The sequence below is a fragment of the Shewanella sp. AC34-MNA-CIBAN-0136 genome, from assembly GCF_040309945.1.
Lineage (GTDB): Bacteria > Pseudomonadota > Gammaproteobacteria > Enterobacterales > Shewanellaceae > Shewanella.
Genome location: NZ_JBEOPJ010000006.1, coordinates 263146 through 285505, shown reverse-complemented (window position 1 = coordinate 285505; position 22360 = coordinate 263146). Strand labels below are relative to the sequence as shown.

Annotated in this window: 18 protein-coding genes and 1 rRNA gene; 1 reads left to right on the top strand and 18 read right to left on the bottom strand. The window is 43.3% G+C overall.

Annotation, left to right across the window (positions count from 1 at the left end):
- The 3 genes from AAEY94_RS08570 to AAEY94_RS08560 form a co-directional block, all read right to left on the bottom strand.
- Positions 1-64 (bottom strand): 16S ribosomal RNA (locus tag AAEY94_RS08570); the annotation flags it as partial.
- Between the two features lie 652 nt (positions 65-716).
- The gene (gene secA, locus AAEY94_RS08565; protein ID WP_162024087.1) at positions 717-3437 is read right to left on the bottom strand and encodes a preprotein translocase subunit SecA; all 2721 of its coding nucleotides are present in this window, start codon (positions 3435-3437) and stop codon (positions 717-719) included.
- A 58-nt stretch (positions 3438-3495) separates the two neighbouring features.
- Positions 3496-4395, bottom strand: a complete 900-nt coding sequence (locus AAEY94_RS08560) for a M23 family metallopeptidase (RefSeq protein ID WP_101088496.1) — start codon at positions 4393-4395, stop codon at positions 3496-3498.
- A gap of 27 nt (positions 4396-4422) precedes the next feature.
- Here AAEY94_RS08560 and AAEY94_RS08555 point away from each other — a divergent pair, with 27 nt between their 5' ends.
- On the top strand, positions 4423-4875 hold the full coding sequence (locus AAEY94_RS08555; protein WP_101088497.1) for a DUF721 domain-containing protein: 453 nt from the start codon (positions 4423-4425) through the stop codon (positions 4873-4875).
- A 4-nt stretch (positions 4876-4879) separates the two neighbouring features.
- Here AAEY94_RS08555 and lpxC read toward each other — a convergent pair whose 3' ends face one another.
- The 15 genes from lpxC to mraZ form a co-directional block, all read right to left on the bottom strand.
- On the bottom strand, positions 4880-5800 hold the full coding sequence (lpxC, locus tag AAEY94_RS08550) for a UDP-3-O-acyl-N-acetylglucosamine deacetylase (protein ID WP_011639209.1): 921 nt from the start codon (positions 5798-5800) through the stop codon (positions 4880-4882).
- Between the two features lie 210 nt (positions 5801-6010).
- On the bottom strand, positions 6011-7177 hold the full coding sequence (ftsZ, locus tag AAEY94_RS08545; protein WP_101088498.1) for a cell division protein FtsZ: 1167 nt from the start codon (positions 7175-7177) through the stop codon (positions 6011-6013).
- Positions 7178-7203: 26 nt separating this feature from the next.
- Positions 7204-8439 (bottom strand): cell division protein FtsA, encoded by a 1236-nt coding sequence (gene ftsA / locus AAEY94_RS08540; protein WP_101088499.1) that lies wholly within the window; start codon positions 8437-8439, stop codon positions 7204-7206.
- Positions 8436-9206 (bottom strand): cell division protein FtsQ/DivIB, encoded by a 771-nt coding sequence (locus AAEY94_RS08535; RefSeq protein ID WP_101088500.1) that lies wholly within the window; start codon positions 9204-9206, stop codon positions 8436-8438. The genes ftsA and AAEY94_RS08535 overlap by 4 nt, the downstream gene beginning before the upstream one ends.
- 121 nt (positions 9207-9327) lie before the next feature.
- Positions 9328-10785 (bottom strand): UDP-N-acetylmuramate--L-alanine ligase, encoded by a 1458-nt coding sequence (gene murC, locus AAEY94_RS08530; protein WP_101088501.1) that lies wholly within the window; start codon positions 10783-10785, stop codon positions 9328-9330.
- Between the two features lies 1 nt (position 10786).
- Positions 10787-11890 carry an undecaprenyldiphospho-muramoylpentapeptide beta-N-acetylglucosaminyltransferase gene (gene murG / locus AAEY94_RS08525; RefSeq protein WP_101088502.1) on the bottom strand — a complete coding sequence of 368 codons (1104 nt, stop codon included), beginning with the start codon at positions 11888-11890 and terminating at the stop codon, positions 10787-10789.
- A complete protein-coding gene (gene ftsW / locus AAEY94_RS08520) occupies positions 11890-13104 on the bottom strand; it encodes a cell division protein FtsW (protein ID WP_101088503.1) in 1215 nt (404 codons plus the stop codon). Before ftsW ends, murG begins: the two co-directional genes overlap by 1 nt.
- Positions 13094-14416, bottom strand: coding sequence for a UDP-N-acetylmuramoyl-L-alanine--D-glutamate ligase (gene murD / locus AAEY94_RS08515; RefSeq protein ID WP_101088504.1), 1323 nt, complete (start codon positions 14414-14416; stop codon positions 13094-13096). Before murD ends, ftsW begins: the two co-directional genes overlap by 11 nt.
- Positions 14417-14438: 22 nt before the next feature.
- On the bottom strand, positions 14439-15521 hold the full coding sequence (gene mraY / locus AAEY94_RS08510; RefSeq protein ID WP_011639217.1) for a phospho-N-acetylmuramoyl-pentapeptide-transferase: 1083 nt from the start codon (positions 15519-15521) through the stop codon (positions 14439-14441).
- Positions 15522-16910, bottom strand: a complete 1389-nt coding sequence (locus AAEY94_RS08505; RefSeq protein WP_350978399.1) for a UDP-N-acetylmuramoyl-tripeptide--D-alanyl-D-alanine ligase — start codon at positions 16908-16910, stop codon at positions 15522-15524.
- On the bottom strand, positions 16907-18400 hold the full coding sequence (gene murE / locus AAEY94_RS08500) for a UDP-N-acetylmuramoyl-L-alanyl-D-glutamate--2,6-diaminopimelate ligase (RefSeq protein ID WP_350978417.1): 1494 nt from the start codon (positions 18398-18400) through the stop codon (positions 16907-16909). Before murE ends, AAEY94_RS08505 begins: the two co-directional genes overlap by 4 nt.
- Entirely contained in the window at positions 18384-20132 is a 1749-nt protein-coding gene (locus AAEY94_RS08495; protein WP_101088507.1) for a penicillin-binding transpeptidase domain-containing protein, read from the bottom strand. Before AAEY94_RS08495 ends, murE begins: the two co-directional genes overlap by 17 nt.
- Positions 20133-20143: 11 nt before the next feature.
- Positions 20144-20458, bottom strand: coding sequence for a cell division protein FtsL (gene ftsL, locus AAEY94_RS08490; RefSeq protein WP_101088508.1), 315 nt, complete (start codon positions 20456-20458; stop codon positions 20144-20146).
- Positions 20459-20472: 14 nt separating this feature from the next.
- Entirely contained in the window at positions 20473-21414 is a 942-nt protein-coding gene (gene rsmH, locus AAEY94_RS08485; RefSeq protein WP_350978396.1) for a 16S rRNA (cytosine(1402)-N(4))-methyltransferase RsmH, read from the bottom strand.
- Between the two features lie 25 nt (positions 21415-21439).
- Positions 21440-21898 carry a division/cell wall cluster transcriptional repressor MraZ gene (gene mraZ / locus AAEY94_RS08480; RefSeq protein ID WP_059746825.1) on the bottom strand — a complete coding sequence of 153 codons (459 nt, stop codon included), beginning with the start codon at positions 21896-21898 and terminating at the stop codon, positions 21440-21442.
- Positions 21899-22360 lie beyond the last annotated feature (462 nt).

Here is a 22360-nt window from a genome sequence, read left to right as displayed (position 1 = left end):
CGACTTGCATGTGTTAGGCCTGCCGCCAGCGTTCAATCTGAGCCATGATCAAACTCTTCAATTAAAGTTCTTTTGAAAACCTCATCCTTATAAATAAGAACAAAGCTTTCGGCTCAATGAATTCTGATTTCATTAATTAGACTCGGAAGAATCTAAATAATGTTTGTACATATTACTATGAACACTCATCGTTGCATTGAGTTGTAATTTTTTGATTGCCAACATTCCGAAGAACAGAAGACAATTTCGAATAACTCAATACCTGTGAATGTCCACACAGATTACTTGATAAATTGTTAAAGAGCTTGATGTCGATTTTTCAGACATCGCCGTCAGACGCTAGGTCGTTGGCTTGGGCTGCGTATTCTACGCATTCCCTTTATTGCGTCAAGTGTTTTTTCAAACTTCTTTTCGCCTGTTACTAACACCACTAAGTAGTTGTTAATAACGCTAACCGGTTTTCGCTTTCGCTGTATGCCGTGTCAGTGGATGCGCATTATAGGCAGCTTAAGATTTAGTGCAAGCGCTTTTGTGCAAAAAAATGATCTTTTTATGATCTTTTATTCATTTGAGCACTTAACTACATGATACCCACTATTTACCCCCAAAGTTATCCACAAAGGGTGAGTTTATCAGTCAGTTTTATTATCCCAGAAACAAAAAAGGTAGCGAATAATCGCTACCTTTTTTATCTAACATCAATAGTGAACAGAGAGTTAACTGAGTTTACCGTGACATTGTTTGTACTTTTGTCCTGAACCACATGGGCACGGATCGTTACGGCCTATTTTCTCACCTTCTCGGATGACTGTTTTAGGCGCTTCTATTTGTTGCTCTGCTGTATCACTTAATGCTTCTGCTGCTGCGTGTTGATAAGCCAGTTTAATCTTTGCATCTTCATCACGGCGACGCTGCTCCATTTCATCAACATCTGACTGCGCTTGAACTTGTACTTTAGACAGTACACTTATCACGTCATTTTTCAGTGTTTCAAGCAATTGTTGGAATAATTCAAACGATTCACGCTTATATTCTTGCTTTGGATTTTTCTGTGCATAACCGCGTAAATGAATACCTTGGCGTAAGTGATCCATGGCAGCTAAGTGCTCTTTCCAGAGTCCATCTAGTGTTTGCAGCATTACCGCTTTTTCAAATTGACGTAATACTTGTGCACCGACCATCTCTTCTTTAGCTTTATATAATTCACTCCATGACGTTAGAATCCGTTCGCGTAACGTTTCTTCATGCAGATTATCATCTTGATCTAACCATTCTTGAATTGTTAGCTTTAGGCCAAATTCATTACCAAGGCGTTGTTCAAGCCCCGGTACATCCCAAAGTTCTTCAAGTGATTGCGGTGGAATATATTGATCGACAATTCCACTTATCACATCTTGTTCGATATTCTGGATAGTGTCTTGAATACTTTCAGCATCCATTAGCTCGTTACGCTGTGCATAGACAACTTGACGTTGATCGTTAGCGACATCATCATATTCGAGCAATTGCTTACGGATATCAAAGTTACGAGCTTCAACTTTACGTTGGGCGTTTTCAATAGCACGTGATACCCAAGGATGCTCAATAGCCTCACCCTCTTCCATACCGAGCTTTTTCATCATGCCAGATACTCGATCTGAAGCGAAGATACGCATTAAGCTATCTTCCATCGACAAGTAAAAACGTGAAGAACCCGCATCACCTTGACGACCAGCACGACCGCGTAACTGATTATCGATACGACGAGATTCGTGACGTTCTGTACCTAGGATGTGCAAACCACCTGCAGCAAGCACTTCATCATGACGTATTTTCCAGTCAGCTTTAATCTTAGCTTTCTGTTCTGCCGTTGGATTATCTAGCGCTTCAATTTCCATGTTCCAGTTACCGCCTAATACGATATCTGTACCACGGCCAGCCATGTTAGTTGCAATAGTCACAGCACCTAAACTACCGGCTTGAGCAACAATCTCTGCTTCTTTTTCATGGAACTTAGCATTGAGCACGCTATGCGGAATGTTAGCTTTTTTCAATAATGAGTTAAGTAGTTCTGATTGTTCAATAGAGACAGTACCCACTAATACCGGTTGGCCACGTTCACGACAACCTTCGATATCTTTAATAATCGCTGCATATTTTTCTGGCGCGGTAAGATAGACCAAGTCGGCCATATCTTTACGAACCATTGGGCGATTTGTAGGAACAACAACGGTATCTAAACCATAGATATGTTGGAATTCGAATGCTTCGGTATCTGCTGTACCTGTCATACCGGCAAGCTTTTCATACTGTCTGAAATAATTTTGGAAAGTGATAGAAGCCAGAGTTTGGTTTTCATTCTGGATTTTAGCGCCTTCTTTGGCTTCGACAGCTTGATGCAAGCCTTCTGACCATCGACGTCCAGGCATAGTACGGCCTGTATGTTCGTCGACAATAATCACTTCATCGTCTTGTACAATATAGTCGATATCTTTTTCAAACAAGGTATGGGCGCGAAGTGCCGCATGAACATGATGCAATAACGAAATGTTCGTCGCAGAATAGAGCGAGTCACCTTCGGCTAACATGCCTTTTTCAATTAATAGCTGTTCAACTTTTTCTTGACCACGTTCAGTTAAATGAACCTGTTTACCCTTTTCGTCAATACTATAGTCACCTTCACCAACATAGTCTTCGGTGTCTTCTTTGTCTTGAGCGATGAGACTTGGGATCAATAAATTAATTTTGGCGTATAATTCAGAGCTGTCTTCTGCCGCACCAGAAATAATCAATGGTGTACGGGCTTCATCAATTAGAATTGAATCGACTTCATCAATAAGGGCATAGTGCAATGGTCGCTGAACGCGCTCTTGTGGAGAAAACGCCATGTTGTCGCGAAGGTAGTCAAAACCAAATTCATTATTAGTACCGTAGGTAATATCTGCGTTGTAGGCTTCTTTCTTTTCGAATGAACCTAAGCCAGCAATGTTAATTCCGACACTTAAACCTAAAAACTCAAATAATGGACGGTTATTCTCAGCATCACGTGTAGCTAAGTAATCGTTCACAGTAATGATGTGAACACCTTTGCCCGTTATGCCGTTAAGGTAAGCTGGCAAAGTTGCCGTTAGAGTTTTACCTTCACCGGTTCGCATTTCAGCAATACGATTGCTGTCTAAAACCATGCCGCCGAGTAATTGAACATCAAACGGACGCATGTCGAACACACGCTTTGATGCTTCACGTACAACAGCAAATGCTTCTGCCATGATGTTATCTAAGGTTTCGCCATTTTCTAAACGTGTGCGGAACTCTGTCGTTTTTGCTTTGAGTTCTTCATCAGAAAGCTTTTCGTAATCAGCTTCTAATGCATTAATTTGAATAACAATTTTTCCAAGATTTTTCAGGGTGCGGTCGTTGCGACTTCCGAATACTTTTGTCAGTAGTTTGCCTAACATCTTAATCACTTATCTGTTGTAGGTTTGGCTCATTTGAGCGCATTAACCGTTAATATTATTAACTTGCTTTGCGGTAAACGTATTTCTGTGGATCTATTTGTTGTTTACCACGCAGCACTTCGTAATGCACATGGGGGCCAGTTGAACGGCCTGTGCTTCCCATACTGGCAATTTTATCGCCTTTGGCAACGACGTCACCTACGTTTACTGACAGAGATTTATTATGTCCATAGCGAGTGCGAAGACCATTACCATGATCTATTTCGACTAACTCACCATATCCAAGCATGCTTCCTGACCATGTTACAACGCCTGCAGCAGTAGTTGTAACATCTGCCCCTTCTTTGCCGGCAAAATCAATACCTTTATGCATTGTTCGTCGGCCACTAAAAGGGTCATTTCGTAAACCATAGGGCGAAGATAACCAACCTTTATCGATTGGCCGCCCTGATATATAACGCTCTTCATCTATATGGAGATTAGATGCTACTGTTTCAAGTAGTGATAGCTGAACGTTATTATTATCAATTCTAGATGCCAACTTATTCATTTCATCGATAAGTTGGCTTAATTCGACACCATTGCCGATTTCGCTTAACCCGCCGATACCGACTTCTGTAGAGAAATCAAATTGGTCATCAAGGAGGTTATTTTGCGCTACTTGCTGCCCTAGGGCTTCAAGTCGGGTGATTTTGGCCTGCATTTTTGCCACGTGAGCAACCAAGGTTGCCAGCTGGGTTTCTGTTGCAGTTTTGAGTTCTACCACTTGTTGCTTTTGCTGTTGGCGAAGCTGTTTATTTTCATCAACTTTCGCTTGTTGGTTAGCAAAACGCTCAGTGCTATATTGATATATTCCTGTGCCAGTGGCCATCAGAATAATAGGTAGGAGTAACCAACGCTTACTAGGTTGCCAGCGCGTTACACCATTTCGACCTTGGATAAAAACTGTTACACTCATAGCCTAATTCAGCCATCTTATTATCATATGAAAAAGCCCCCTCAAGATCTCAGCAATTTAGTTCATTTGTCTGGGAGACTGCCTGAACTGGCCGAGAAAGCAGAACTACTTAATAATCTGAATCGTTATGTCAAACAGACGTTAAATGGTCCTGTGGCAGAGCAGCTAAAAGTTGCTAATATCCGCCAGGGTGTTCTTGTTATTGAAACGACATCTGCAGCATGGGCTGCAAGAATAAACTTTCAAAAGCAGAAGCTATTAAAACAACTTCAAACTGACACACTTCCGATGCTTACCGCTATAGAGGTGAAAGTCAATCCTGGGCTTGCCTTAGCAAAACCACAATCTCAACCTAATCAAAATGTGATCAGCACCACTGCAGCACAACATATTGAAGCATTAGCTGCACATGTTGATGGTTCTTTAGGTGAAAAACTAAAACGGCTGGCTGCATTAGCCAGCCGTAATAGGCAATCTTAACTGATTAAACGTGCGCTAACGCACCTGGAACCATGAAGCTGACAGGCACATCAGCCTCTTTATCAAAGCTTACCAACTCCCACGCATCTTGCTGAGCAAGTAATGCACGCACAAGTTGGTTGTTTAACGCATGACCAGTTTTATAAGCTGAAAATTCGCCGACGATGGCATGACCAGCAACATATAAGTCACCAAATGCATCGAGGATTTTATGCTTAACGAATTCGTCTTCATAACGCAGACCATCAGGGTTTAATACACGATATTCGTCAAGTACAACGGCATTTTCCATGCTGCCACCTAGTGCTAGATTATTCGCACGTAGGTATTCAATATCTCGCATAAAACCAAATGTTCTGGCACGACTAATGTCTTTCACAAACGCTGATGTCGAAAAGTCCATCACCATGTGTTGTTGACTACGAGCAATTTCTGGATGATCAAAGTCAATTCTAAAATCAACTCTAAAGCCTTTAAAAGGTTTTAACTCAGCCCATTTATCGCCATCTTCAACACGCACAGGTTTGATGATTTTTAGGTATTTTTTAGCTGCAGCTTGTTCTTTAATTCCTGCACTTTGCAGTAAGAACACAAATGGGCTTGCACTGCCATCCATAATCGGGATTTCTGGTGCATCGACTTCGATAATTGCATTATCGATGCCTAAGCCGGCAAGTGCCGCAAACAAATGCTCAATGGTTGATATTCTAATCCCAGCATCGTTTACAAGGGCGGTACACATTGTTGTTTCACGAACCATATCAGCTTTGGCTGGGATAGACACAGCAGGGCTAAGATCGGTACGTTTTAGTACAATCCCTGTATTCACTGGTGCGGGCATAATGCATAGAGTCACTTTGTTGCCGGAATGTAATCCGACCCCAGTGCTCTTCACCATTTTTTGAACAGTTCTTTGAAAAATCATTCAGTCGCCCATAAATATCAATATTAAACAAATAGTTGCAAAAATAGCCTTAGGCTATCATGCATAACTGGTACAACATGCTACCATAAATTTAGCTTTTCACAAAAAAAACGCCAAACACAGAGTAAATGTATAAACCTGCTTGCAAAATAACCTTTTTCGCACACTTCGCTCATTAATCACGCAAAAACATAACGTTTTATCCGTGTATTAATCAGCTTGCTTACGCAAAAATGCTGGAATATCAAGATAGTCAGCATCAGTACGCTGTACAGGTTGAGGCTGCGGAACAGCATTACCTTTTGGCGCAGCGTAACTTTGTTGTGTCATCACTTCATCAACAGGTTCTGGACGCGGCTCTATTACAACAGGTTCTGGACGAGCAACAGGCTTAGACACTAATTGAATGTCTGGCTTTTTCTCTGCACCGATACCTGTAGCAACAACAGTTACACGTAACTCATCACTCATTTCTGGATCAATGACAGCACCAACTACAACAGTGGCATTGTCTGATGCATAAGCTTTAACGTGGTTACCCACAGTTTCAAGCTCTTCGATAGTGATATCCATACCTGCTGTGATGTTAACTAACACACCGCGAGCACCGGCTAAGTCGATATCTTCAAGTAATGGGCTAGCCACCGCAGCTTCTGCAGCTTCTTCAGCGCGATCATCACCACGAGCAACACCGGTACCCATCATGGCATTACCCATTTCGGACATAACGGTTTTCACGTCGGCGAAATCGACGTTGATTAGACCAGGACGAGTAATTAGCTCAGCAATACCTTGAACAGCACCAAGTAATACATTGTTAGCTGCAGCAAAAGCATCAAGCAATGAAGTACCACGACCCAATACTTTTAATAGCTTTTCATTGGGGATCGTAATTAACGAATCCACATGTTTAGCTAACTCGGCAATACCAAGTTCTGCATAGGCCATGCGCTTTTTACCTTCAAAAGGAAAAGGCTTGGTCACAACTGCAACGGTTAGAATACCTTCTTCACGGGCAATTTCTGCCACAACAGGAGCAGCACCAGTACCGGTACCACCACCCATGCCGGCAGCGATAAAGATCATGTCAGATCCTTTAATTGCTGCACGAATATTCTCGCGATCTTCTTCAGCGGCTTGACGGCCCACATCTGGGTTTGCGCCCGCACCGAGACCTTTAGTCACGTCACGACCAAGCTGAATAGTTGAACCAGCACTTGATTTACGTAGTGCTTGTGCATCTGTATTGGTAACGATAAATTCAACACCTTCGATGCTGTGTTTTACCATATGTTCGACCGCGTTTCCGCCGCCGCCACCGACGCCGATGACTTTAATCACCGCTTCGTCTGAATGTGTGTCCATGATCTCAAACATTGTCTGATCTCCATTTGTCTGCGTTATTAAAATTCACCCTTAAACCAACTTTTGACCCGATTCAAAAAGCTGGTAACCCCTTGGCGCTCAGGTCGTTCGAACTGTCGTTCGATGACTCGTCTTGCGCCATAATGAAGCAACCCTATTCCTGTTGAATAAATAGGTTGATCAACATATTCGTATAACCCTTTTACTGGTAGCGGTGATGCGACACGAACTGGCATACCAAAGGTTGCTTCAGCAATATCAACGGCACCCGATATCGAGGACGTTCCTCCAGTAAGCACAATCCCTGCTGCAATTTGATCTTCTAGACCGCTATCTTGTAACTGCTTGAGAACAAGCTCAAACAATTCTTGATATCTTGGCTCTACCACTTCTGCCAGAGTATGGCGTGACATGCTACGTGAAGGACGACCACCCACTGACGGTACTTCAATACTGTCTTCACGGCTTACCGTAGAACTTCTGGCACTGGCAAACTGCACTTTTATTTGTTCAGCATGCGTTAACGGTGTTCTGAATATCTTGGCGATGTCACTTGTGACTTGGTTACCCGCTACCGGAATAACTGCACAATGACGTAATGCGCCGTTGGTATATACAGCAATATCGGTTGTGCCACCACCAATATCAACAATACACACGCCTAAATCTTTCTCATCATTTGTGAGCACAGAGTCTGCAGAAGCGATGCCCGAAAATACCAAATCATCTACTTTTAAACCGCAACGCTCGACACTCTTAGTAATGTTTTTGGCCATATCATTAGCACAAGTAACAATATGAGCTTTGGCTTCCATACGCATGCCCGACATACCAATTGGGCTCTTAATGCCGTCTTGAACGTCAATTGAATACTCTTGCGGCAATACATGCAAAATACGACGTTCTGTCGGGATCTTAACCGAGCGTGCGGTATGGATTACATTATCGACGTCTTCTTGGGTGACTTCTTCGTCGTTAATCGACACCATGCCATTTTCATTTTGGCAGGCAATATGTTTACCCGAAATACTTAAGTACACCGATGAAACCTGGCAATCAGCCATTAACTCGGCTTGATCTAACGCCCGTTGCACACTGCGCACTATAGAGTCGAGATCATTCACGCCGCCTTTATCCATGCCGCGAGAAGGATGATTACCTAAACCAATGACACTAATCTCACCATCAGGTAATACTTCACCAATGATCACTGCGACCTTGGATGTCCCTATATCTAACCCCACGATGAGGTTTCTTTCCTGATTTTTGGTCATTTATTGTCGACTCTCTTTTTTGAATCATCCCAACCTACGGCGAACCCGGTATCGTAACGTAAATCAACGGTCGCAATTGGTTTCTCACTTTGCTTCAAAGTTGGATACACATTAATAAAGCGTTGTATCCGTGACATTTTATCTTCTCGCCCAAGCTCTATTTCAATTCCGTTAGCCAGTACAGCATGCCACGCATGGCGAGGACTTAAGCGTAAACTGACCAACTTAAACTCGTTTATTGTCAATAAATCATCTAACTGCTGGTAGCTGGTCAATACTTCTATTTCTGTCCCTTCTGGGCCAGATAACTTGGGTAAGGCATCATGTTCTGAATGCGCAAACGCATCAAAAACCTCACCGTTAATATTAAGCCAAGACACTTCGTTCCAATGCGCTACAGCTTGTTGTTCTTGTAAGGTAACCTTAAACTTTGCCGGCCATTCTCGTCTTACTGATGCATGATAAACCCACGGCAATGCTTCTAATGCTTTTTGTACATCCACCACATCTGCGCTAAAAAAACTACTTTGCATTAATGACTGTAATGCATTTTTAATTTCGTCATCGGTGGTATAAATTCGCTCACCTTTAATAGCAACCGCTTCAATAGGCAATGCATCAGCATCGTTTAACAACTCGTGTAGTTGCACACAACCCCAAACAACGGTGCCAAGCACACTGCATAAAAACACTACACCAGTGCAAAAATACCAATTAACACGAGCTAATTTATGTTTTAGTTGCCGCCCTTTATCGCTCCACGACACCTTAAATCCGCCTCTGACGTTGTTCCGGAGTTAACTCCAAAAGATCGGTCATTATATAGACCAATTCATAAGGTTTAAAGCTCGATTTTCACACACAATAATTGGTGAAAAATCAATCACTTTATTGCTCTTCTACAAGCACTTTACAACCCAAATTATTCTGAGCTAATTCTTTCGATAAAGCACCAATATTACCCGCACCCTGGGTCATAAATAAATCCCCATGTTGCAACACATCAGGTAAAACTGCCGCTAGTTGATCTGGACTGGCGACAAAAATAGGGTCTATTTGACCTCGTAATCTAATTGAACGGCATAAAGCGCGCCCATCGGCACCCGGGATAGGAGCTTCACCCGCTGCATAAACATCTAATAATAATAAACAATCTACCTGCGACAATACATCGACAAAGTCTTCATATAAGTCGCGCGTACGGCTGTAACGATGCGGTTGATATGCCATCACTAAACGCTTGTCTGGCCAACCTGCTCGCGCTGCTTTAATCGTTGCTAATACTTCACTTGGATGATGGCCGTAGTCGTCCACGAGCATGACACTGCCATTAGGTGTTTCAAATTCACCTAAATGCTGAAAACGACGACCTATACCTTCAAACTCTGCAAGTGCTTGTACAATCGCACTATCATCGATGTCATCTTCACTGGCGACAGCAATCGCGGCTAAAGCGTTAAGAACGTTATGTTCACCTGGCAAATTAAGTACAATATCAACATTATCTTTGCCATGACGCTTAACCGTAAAACTTGACTGGTGACCATTTTGTGCAAAATTAATCGCCTGGACATCAGCCTCTTCACTGAAACCATAGGTCACAACTTGGCGGCCAATACGTGGCATAATTTCGCGGATCACTTCATCATCAATACACATTACTGCGACGCCATAAAACGGCAGATTATGTAAAAAATCGATAAAAGTGGTTTTCAGTTTCTCAAAGTCGCCACCATATGTATCCATGTGATCGGCTTCGATATTGGTGATCACACTGACCATTGGCTGCAAATGCAAAAAGCTTGCATCGCTTTCATCTGCTTCAGCAATAAGGTAACGACTGGTGCCTAGGCGTGCATTGGTACCTGCGCTATTAAGTAAACCACCAATCACAAATGTTGGATCACGGCCAGCTTGACCATAGACACTGGCAATTAAGCTCGTCGTGGTGGTTTTACCATGAGTGCCGGCAATCGCAACACCATGACGATAGCGCATTAACTCAGCCAGCATCTCTGCACGGCGTACAATCGGAATACGTAATTCTTTAGCGGCAATAATCTCAGGATTTTGCGGGTTAATGGCAGTCGAAACGACAACAACATCAACCTGTTCAACGCTTTGGGCCTGATGGCCAATAATGATTTTTGCGCCAAGACTCGCCAAACGCTCAGTTACGCTATTGATAGCGATATCTGAGCCGCTTATTTGATAACCTTCGTTCACAAGCACTTCCGCAATACCACCCATGCCGGCACCACCGATGCCAACAAAATGAATGCGCTTAATCCGTCTCATTTCAGGGATCATGCTACGAAGCTGTGCGTATCTTTCTGTCTTAGTCATTTCAACCCTTTCTCGCAAATGAGGCACAAATATCTGCTACTCGTTGAGTCGCATCTAATACCGCTACGCCTCTTGCCTTATGACCCATTTGGGCTAGTTCTTGTCTATTTTCAGCAAATAACTGCAATTTCTCAGCAAGGTTATCTGCATTTAAAATGGTTTGTGGTAATAAAAATCCTGCGCCAGCATCAACAAGTACTGATGCATTCACTGTTTGATGATCATCCACTGCATGAGGATACGGCACTAAAATACTCGGTAAACCCACGGCTGCCAGTTCGGACACTGTAAGGGCACCCGAGCGGCAAACCACTACATCGGCCCAACGATAAGCGGCTTCCATATCATCAATAAATTCTGCAACATTGACACTGTCTGATTGGCCAAGTTGTTGATAACTCGACTTTACTGTTGTTTGGTTATTTTTGCCCACTTGGTGCCAAACTGTCAGAGAATGATATTTACTCAGATGAGCCACCACAGCAGGCATGACATCATTCAATACTTTGGCACCTAAACTACCACCTACCACCAATACTCTTAACGCATCGGCTTGCGGTGTTTTAATTTGTGCGCCTAACTCAATCAGCTCTTGGCGGATGGGATTACCCACAACCTCAACATTAGTGACGCTACTGGTAAAGGTATTGGGGAATGCACACAACACTTTTTTGGCAATCTTAGATAACAACTTATTGGTTAATCCTGGAATCGCATTTTGCTCATGTAACACGACAGGAATACCTGACAATTTTCCGGCCACTCCGCCTGGGCCGCTGGCAAAACCGCCCATGCCTAAAATCACATCGGGTTGAAAATCATCAATTACCGCTTTAGCTTGAATAATTGAACGGATAATTTTAAATGGCGCCGCTAACTTACGTATAAGCCCATTACCACGCACACCTTTAATATCGATAAATTCAATATCAAATCCGTGTTGAGGCACTAAACGCGCTTCCATTCGGTCGGCAGTACCTAACCAACGTATTTGCCAACCTTTTTCAGCTAAATATTTCGCCACTGCAAGTGCAGGAAAAACATGGCCACCAGTGCCGCCAGCCATAATTAATATCTTAGGAGAACGACTAATATTACTGTTCATTAACTAGTTCTCCCTTGTACGGCTTGCACCAAACTAACTCGACGTTCATGATCTATCCTAACAAGCAACATCACCGCAGCAGTCATAATCCACAAACTACTGCCACCATAGCTAATAAACGGTAGGGTTAACCCTTTGGTTGGTAACATACCAATACTGGCCCCTACGTTAACTACGGTCTGAAAACAAATCCAAATACCAACACCATAGGCGACATAACTTTCAAAAGGGCGCTGCATTTTTAAACATAAATTACCCAATCTAATCGCACGTATAGCAATAAAAAATAATGTGCATAACACCACCATAATACCGGTAAACCCCAGCTCCTCACCGATAACAGCAAAGATAAAATCAGTGTGTGCCTCAGGTAAATAAGCCAGCTTCTGAATACTGTTACCTAAACCCTGACCAAACCAATCGCCTCGGCCATAAGCCATTAAGGACTGCGTCAACTGATAACCACTGCCAAATGGGTCTTCCCACGGATCCATAAACGAGGTCACACGTCGCATACGGTAGGGTTCGAATAGCACCAGTAATACGAAGGTCGCTACGCCAAGTAATATCAACACCATAAAGTCTGTAATGCGCGCGCCAGCCAGAAACAACAAGCTTACCGTACACACAAACAACACCACCACGGTGCCTAGGTCAGGCTGTAACAAAATCAATACTGCGAACAAACCGTAAACCCCAATCGGTTTATAGAAGCCTTTACGGTTTTCGCGTAATTCACCATGACGACGTACTAGGTAACCTGCCATGTATACAATAAATATAAACTTGGCCATTTCGGCGACTTGGATCCTAATAGGACCGATAGACAACCAACGACGAGCACCGTTAACCGAAGTACCGATAAACAGTACTGCTATCAATAATACCAACACCGCTAGCATCAGCATGCCGCTGTTTTTTTCCCAATAGCTGACTTCAAACTTCAGTACCACGAAAGCAATCACTACGCAGCCAACAAGGTAAAGCACATGGCGATACATAAAATAAAACGGGTCGCCAGTCAGTTTGGTCGCTTCAGGCATTGAAGCAGACATCACCATAACAAAGCCAAAACACATTAAGCCGACAATCGCGACTAGAAAGCTACGGTCGTATAACGGCATACCCGGTGTATGGTCATCTGATAATAACGAGGGCAAAGTCCAATTAAGGCCCCGTTTAAACAAGCTAAGTTGCTGCTCGTTATTCGCCATCGGCTAACGACTCCACACACTGTCTAAAATCATCACCGCGAGCCATAAAGTTCTTATACATATCTAAACTTGCACATGCTGGCGACAATAATACTATGTCACCAGACGATGTTAATTCAGCGGCTTTGGCGACGGCCTCTGCCATCGTTGTCACTTCAATAGTGCCTGGTTTTAATTTGGCAATTTTGCGTCCATCTCGCCCCAAGGTAATAAGCTGGGTAATATTGCTCAACGGTTCTATAAGCGGACTAAAATCACTGCCTTTACCGTCTCCACCGGCGATCAAATACAAATCACCTAAGTGTGAATTAAGTCCCTCTAGCGCGGCAACTGTCGCGCCAACATTGGTCGCTTTAGAGTCATTGATATACGACACACCTTGCTTAACGGCAATCAGTTCGCAACGATGGCTTAAACCAACAAAGGTTTTAGCCACTTCTATCATGGCCTCTTTACCGACACCACAAGCATCGGCTAATGCCATTGCAGCTAATAAGTTTGCATGGTTATGGCTACCAATTAAGGTCACATCAATTAAATTAATAATTTCACTGTCACCATGGAAAATCTTGCCATCACTTAATCCCCATGCATCGCCTTCTGGCACATCCAAACCAAAATTATTTTGATTCATTGGCTCTAACGGATAAGTTAACTCGTCATCACGGTTGTACATCACAAAGCGACTTTGTGGGTATAAGCGTAATTTTGCTTCGCGGTAAGTATTTAAGTCACTATAGCGATCCATATGATCTTCGCTAACATTGAGACACGTTGCCGCAATACAATTTAATGAATGAGTTGTTTCAAGTTGAAAACTCGATAGTTCAAGTACGTAAAAGTCTGCATTCTGAGGTAATAAATCCAGCGCTGGTGTACCAATATTACCGCCAATCGCCACCGATTTTCCGGCAGCTAACAGCATTTCGTACACTAATGTCGTCACCGTAGATTTACCATTTGATCCAGTGATACCGACAACGCAAGGTTTTTTGTCTGCTATTTCTCGAGCAAATAACTCGACATCACCAATCACTTCAATTCCCATGTCCAATGCTGCACGCACTTCAGGCGTATCGATTGGCACACCAGGGCTGATGATAATTTGGCTAGACTGAACTAAATAACGACAATCAAACCCGCCAGCCAATAATTCAATATCGGCAAACTCTTGTGCCAACGTATCTGCACCCGGCGGATGACGACGACTGTCCATCACTAAAGGTTTAATGCCTTTAGACACTAAAAAACGCACGACCGAGAGCCCTGTTGCCCCTAAGCCTAAAACAATGTGCGTATATTGAGTTTGCATAATACTGACCTTGATTAATTACTTAGCGTAATTTTAGAGTCGCGAGACCCAGTAACACTAAAAACAACGAGATAATCCAAAAACGCACGATTACACGCGGCTCTGGCCACCCTTTTAACTCATAGTGATGATGAATAGGTGCCATACGGAAAATTCGTTGACCACGTAACTTATACGAACCCACCTGCAATATCACCGATACCGTTTCCATCACAAACACGCCACCCATGATCACTAATAAAATCTCTTGGCGAACCAAAATAGCAATCACACCTAATGCAGCACCCAACGCTAATGAGCCTACATCGCCCATAAACACTTGTGCTGGGTAGGTGTTGAACCATAAAAAACCTAAACCTGCACCGACCATAGCCGTACACACAATCACCAATTCACCGGCTAACGGTAAATGAGGTAGGTGCAAATAACTGGCAAATTGTGCATGACCAGATAAGTAAGCGATTAATGCAAACGCAGCCGCAACCATTACGGTTGGCATAATCGCCAAACCATCTAAGCCGTCGGTTAAGTTCACTGCGTTACTGGCACCCACAATGGTGAAGTAAGCTAATAAAATAAACATAAAGCCCAGTTGCGGCATAATATCTTTAAAAAACGGCACAACTAATTGTGTTTCGCCAACCATGGTTGATGAGCTATACAAATACACTGCAACCACTAAAGCGGCAATTGACTGCAGTGCGTATTTCCAACGTGCAATTAGGCCTTTAGAATCTTTCTTAACCACTTTACGGTAATCATCAATAAAACCAATGACACCAAAACTGGCTAGTACAAATAAAGTGACTAATACATAACGATTAGATAAGTCGCCCCACAGCAGCACACTGATAAAAATGCCCGCAAGGATAAGAATTCCGCCCATTGTCGGTGTTCCACGCTTACTGAAATGTGATTCTGGACCGTCATCACGAACGACTTGACCAATTTGCAGCGTTTGCAGGTGCTTAATTAAAATCGGCCCCCACCACAAACTAAACACCAATGCAGTTAACAAGCCTAAAATAGCCCGGAACGTTACATATGAAAAAACGTTAAACCCGCTATAAAATTGGGTTAAATACTCGGCTAGATAAACCAGCATCTACACTAACTCCCCACGCCCAAAGGCATCTAATAAACTGTCCACAACTCGCTCCATAGCGGCGCTGCGGGAACCTTTAACTAAAACGGTGATATTACCTGTGGTACTTATTAACTGTTTTTGCAATGCCACGATTAATGGCTCTTGAGCACAAAAGTGTTCACTGCCAAATGCTTCACTGGTATTTGCCGACAACTGGCCGCAACAAAATAGCGACTCTATGGCTGCATTTTTAACCTGTAATCCAATGCTGGCGTGCAAAGGGGCAGCATTGTCGCCTAATTCGCCTAAATCTCCCAGCACTAAACAACGATATCCATCACGTTGTTGCAACCAATTAATCGCCGCACTTACTGACGTTGGATTAGCGTTATAGCTATCATCAATTAATAACACTCGACCAAGCTCATGGGGTTGCATACGACCCTTTACCGGTTTAAGCAAAGCAAAGCCTTGTGCGATGTCGTAAAGCGATATATCTAAAGCAATACACATAGATGCTGCAGCCAGAGCATTACTCACTTGATGCAGACCCGCTAATGGCAATTGCACCACTTCTTGCTGTCCATCAAAGGTTAATGTAAACCGATAACAACCATTGGCATCTGCCACTATGTCTGTTGCGGTAACATCGGCATCGACATTCATTTCACGGCTAAAACGCAGGTGTTTGTGCCCTTGCGACTGTTGCAGCATAAAGTCTGCAAACTTGTCGTCAGCATTAATAATCGCCGTGCCATCTTGAGCAAGATGATTAAAAATTTCAGATTTAGCCTGAGCAACACCTTCCAGCGAACCAAATCCTTCAAGATGAGCATTGCCGACATTATTCACTAACGCGACTTGAGGCAGCACTAACGACGAGGTGTAATTGATCTCACCACGATGGTTTGCGCCAAGTTCAAATACCCCATATTCATCACCTTTACTTAACCGTAGCAAAGTTAACGGCACACCAATTTCGTTGTTAAAATTGCCGGCGGTAAATAACACTTGGTGATGTTGAGATAAAATAGTGGCCAGCATTTCTTTAACGCTGGTTTTGCCGTTTGACCCCGTTAACGCGACGCAAATAGGCGCCACGGTTTGGCGCACAAACGCTCCCATCTTGCCCATAGCCTTTTGGGTATCGGCCACTACAATTTGCGCAATATCGGCGGCAAAAGGATGGTCGACTAATAGATGATCGACCAACAGTGCTACAGCACCATTTTTAATCGCAGTATCAACAAAGTCATGCCCATCAAAACGCTCGCCTTTTAACGCGATAAATAAACATTGAGCTGGAATGTTGCGACTGTCAGTACTGACACTCGTAATCACGCCGTCTTGGCCGTGTAGGGTGCCATTAAGATGCTGGGCTAATACCGACATAGTGACACTAATCATGATGCCTCCTGAGACAACTTGAATGCTAAGGCGCGTTCATCATAATCAATACGTTGTCCTGCCACTTCTTGATAGGTTTCATGCCCCTTGCCAGCAAGTAGTACAATATCGTCAACGTGTGCCAATGCAACAACATGGGTAATGGCTTCAATACGGTCTACTTGAGTAAGCACGTTTTGAGGCTGACTAATACCCTGTAAAATATCGTCAATAATGGTTTGTGGATCTTCACTACGGGCATTGTCACTTGTGATCATCACTTTATCTGCATATTGCTCAGCGGCTTGTGCCATCAAAGGACGTTTGCCTTTGTCACGATCGCCACCGCAGCCGAATACACACCACAGAGTTCCTTTGCAGTGCAATCTTAATGCTTTTAACGCTTGCTCAATTGCATCTGGAGTATGGGCATAGTCAACAACCAAAGTCGCGCTGTTAGTAGATGAAAAACGCTCCATACGACCCGCAACAGGAACCAACAACGGCAGCACCGCCAAAATAGATGCCATTGGCTTGCCCTGTAAATACAGCACAGCTATTGCTGCCACGAGGTTAGACAAGTTAAATGCACCTAATAGTGGCGAGTTAAGCAGCACACTTGCTGACTTTTCACTATTAATTTCGACAAAATGCAATGTCGCGGTGACACCTGCATCATGATATTCAATGGCATCACAGTAAAAGTCGGCAGCAGAATTACCTTGAATGCTGAATGATTTATTCTTTTCATTCGCAAGTTGGGTCAACCATTTCTCGCCCACGGCATCATCAATATTAATCACACCATGTTTTACACTAGGAAATTGAAATAAGCGTTTTTTAGCCGCAGCGTAAGAATCCATATCACCGTGATAATCTAGATGATCGCGGCTTAAATTAGTAAACACTGCTATATCAAATGGTGCCGCTTCTACTCGTCCTTGTACTAAACCATGGCTAGACACTTCCATAGCACACAGTTCAGCGCCTTTAGCAGCAAACTCACTAAGCTGGCGCATAACCGTTATGGCATCAGCAGTCGTATTGCCACTATCCACAAGTTGGCCCCACAAACCATTACCTAATGTGCCCATCACAGCGGCTTGATGGCCAAATAAATGGACAATTTGAGCAATAATTTGGCTTACAGAAGTTTTGCCATTGGTACCGGTTATTCCAATCAAAGATAACGATTGGTTATTGGATAAGTAAAACTGAGCAGCAACGGCCGACAATTGGCGGCCTAGTTGGCAAAAAAACACTAATGGCACAGTATATTGAAGACGATCGACGATGCCATGTTCATCTGGATTATCGGTATGGATCAGTATCGCCGTTGCTCCAGCGTTAATCGCTTGAGGAATGAATACTCGACCATCGACTTTATGACCAGGTAACGCCACAAATAAACCGCCACGTTCTACGTCACGGCTGTCTAGTGTTAACCCATTAATGGATTCGCGGCCAGAGTAATGGAACCACGGCGCTAATAAATCATTTAATAACATTATTCTGCGCTCCTCGCGCAGTGGCCAAATGAACAGCCTCCTGCTCTGAAATTGGTTCTACATTAAGCATTTGCAAAGCACCTGACATAATTTTAGCAAAAGCAGGGCCGGCAACATCGCCACCGTAATATTTGTCGCCTTTGGGTTCATTAATCACAACTGAAATAGCCAAGCGTGGTTTATGAACCGGAGCTACACCAGCAAATAAAGCGACATAATCATCGCCATACCCCCCAGCAACGGCTTTACGGCTTGTACCTGATTTACCTGCAACGGGGTAACCATCAATATGTGCTTTGGTTCCTGTGCCTCCCGTTTCAGTCACCCCAACGAGCATTTCCATTACGTCATAGGCGACTTTATTTGAAATAACTTGCTCGCCTTTAGGTGGCTGTCTCAGCTTTAAAATCGATACTGGATAAAGTATTCCACCACTGCCTAGCGTGGCGTACATACGTGCAATTTGTAATGGTGTCGCGGTAAAGCCATAACCAAAAGACAAGGTGGCACGTTCAAAGTCAGACCAACGATGGCGATTATGAATTAATCCGGCACTTTCACCGGTTAAATTAATCCCCGAATAATTACCTAATCCCATGGATTGGTATGTACCGAGTAATTGTTCAACAGGCATAGACAAGGACAGCTTACTAATGCCCACGTTACTCGATTTAACCAAAATTTTGGCTAACGTCATGTCACCATAGTTATTCGAATCGCGAACTTGACGTCCACCAATCCGCATCCACCCTGGTGATGTCGAGATCAATTCATTTACTTTCACTGTGCCGGAATCTAGAGCCGCTGCAACAACAAAAGGTTTAATAGTAGACCCGGGTTCAAATGTGTCAGTTAAGGCACGATTACGCATACGGTGAGGCTGTAAATTATCTCGGGCATTGGGATTATATGAAGGCGTATTTACCATCGCTAGCACTTCGCCAGTGGTCACATCGATGACCACCACAGACCCTGAAGTCGCTTGGTATACTTCTGTCGCACGTTTCAATTCACGATATGCCAACTGCTGAATACGTTGATCGATACTGAGCACTAAATCGTTAGAGCTTTCGCCTTCTTGCACGATATCTAAACGTTCAACCACACTGCCATCGCGGGCTTTACGTACTTTTTGCTTAGAGGGTGTTCCTGTTAACCAAGTATTATAAGTATTTTCGATGCCTTCAATGCCCACATCATCGATATTAGTGATACCAATTAACTGTGCAGCCGTTTCACCAGCAGGATAGTAACGACGGGATTCTGATTTAAGGTAAATACCACCAATTTTAAGCTGCTCAATATAGTCAGCAACAGCAGAGGTCACTTGACGTTTAAGATATACAAAGCGCTTTTTAGGATTGTTTTTGACTTTTCTGACCAATACATCGACAGGTTCCTGCAGAACATCAGCAAGGGCTTGCCAACGTCGCATGTCTTTAAATGCATCTTGATCATGAGCATGTTTAGGATCAGCCCACACAGCCCGCACAGGAACACTAACCGCGAGCATATCGCCATTACGATCGGTGATTAAGCCTCGCTGAACTTGATTGCTGGTTGTGCGTAATGTGCGCATATCACTTTCGTGACGCAGTTTATCTGGCTCAATAATTTGAATATAGGCCGCACGTGCAACTAGACTGCAAAATAATAACAAAACGAACCCCACCACAACGTATAAACGCCATGGAATAAGTTCGTGACCTAATTTTTGCTTTGCTTGTCTAGCCATATTCCCTATGCTCACTGGACTCGAATGATAACTTCCTCCTTAGGAAGCGGCCGAGACATATTTAATTCTTTGGTTGCCATCCGAGTCACACGACTGTGCTCTGATTGCGATTGTTCTTCTAATAATAGGTTTCGCCATTCAATATCTAAGCGATCTTGCTCTTGTAGAAGTTGATCCCATTGAGTAATCAACTTACGTGTTACATGGCTGGTATAAACGACGGCTACGCCATTCATCACAACCAAAATACTCAACAGCAATACCCACTTGTGGTGCCAAATGTCATGTAACACAATCCGAGGCAAATTTAATGGTGATTGGCTCACATTACCCTCAGTGGTTAATAATCCAGACGTTCGGCAACTCGTAATACTGAGCTACGCGCACGTGGATTTTGCTCTAATTCTGCATCAGAAGGCTTTAGTGCCTTACTAACCGCCTTTAATTTGCGCGATTTATTAAGCTCTGCTTCCATGATAGGCAATCCATATGGCACGCTTTCAGCTTGGCTATGGCGGCGAATGAAACGCTTAACCATACGGTCTTCTAACGAATGAAAACTGATCACCGATAGACGTCCTTGAGGTGCTAATACCGCTAATGCGCCTTCAAGTGCTTGATCGATTTGTTCTAATTCACTGTTAATATAAATACGAATAGCCTGGAACACCCGTGTTGCAGGATGCTTATTACGCTCTTTGTTTTTAGTGATGCGCGCGATTAAATCGGCTAAATCTTTGGTACGCAAAAAAGGTGTTTTTTCGCGATCGGCAGCGATACAACGTGCAATGTGACGCGAATTTTTTTCTTCACCGTAGGTTTTAAATACCCATGCCATGTCTTCAATTTCAGCACGCGCTATCCACTGAGCTGCAGTTTGACCCTGGCTATTGTCCATGCGCATATCGAGTGGACCATCACGTAAAAAACTAAAGCCACGCTCTGCATCGTCTAGCTGTGGTGATGACACGCCAAGATCAAGCAATACGCCGTTGATCTTACCGGTTAATCCAAGCTCCTCTACATACTCGGCTAATTGGCCAAAGCCACCGTGTACGATTTGAAAACGTGGATCATCTGCAAACTGTTTTGCAGCTTCAATGGCTTGCGGATCACGATCAATTGCAATTAAACGACCATTTTCGCCTAAATGGCTTAATACATGACGCGAATGCCCACCTCGGCCAAACGTGCCATCAATGTAGATGCCATCACTTTGGATATTGAGACCATCAACGGTCTCATTCAATAATACTGATAAATGGGAAAACTCTTGGCTCATTGGGTTCTTCTAACCTTTTTGGTCATTACAGTGAAAAGTGTGCCAGACGTTCATTGCTGGCTAAATCTTGGCTTTGAATGAGCGCATTGCCATCATCCATTTGTTGCTGCCAAGCACTCTCTTCCCATAATTCAAATTTATTCAGTAAGCCCACCAGCATGGTTTTCTTTTCTAAACTGGCGAAACTTCGCAATGCCGGCGGAATCACAATACGTCCGTGGCTGTCTAGTTCACAATCTTGTGCGTGACCTAGTAATTTTCGTTTAAAGGAACGCTCAAGTGGATCGGTATCAGAAAGCAATCTTAGCTTTGCTTCAATCTGCTCCCATTCATGTAACGGATAAATCAACAAACAAGCAGCGTCAATATCAACGGTCATAATCACAGTACCGGCATGCTCCACACGTAACGCATCACGGTATCTCGCTGGAATAGCGATCCGCCCTTTAGCATCCATGTTGATTGCACTGGCACCACGAAACACGTTATTTAGCCCTTAATGTTGTCATTTGATCCACAATGATCCACTTCTTCCCACAAATGCTAAGTTTAGGGACTCTATGCAAGTGTTGTCAAGCAATGGACAGATATATTAAATCCAGACCCCAAGCGGGTTAGCAGCAAATTAATATCAAGCGGGATGAATGACAGAGCTGTCATAGGAAAACAGCTAAAAATCAGGGTAAATGAGTTAAACCAGAGACATAACGGTCACTTTATCGGCTAAAATAGACTCGCGATCTTTTTAATTAATGTTATTTAATCGTTCGAATGCTCCATCTTTACCTCGTAATATTGCTCAACAGCTCAATTTTAAGCACATTAAAAATCAACAAATAGTCGACTGAGTCGATTTTCTACGTTTAAAAAAGCTCTTTATTTTATGCTTATGCCTGTCGAGCATCTTCAATATCAGTATTATTGAGGCGAAAACACCTCTCTATTC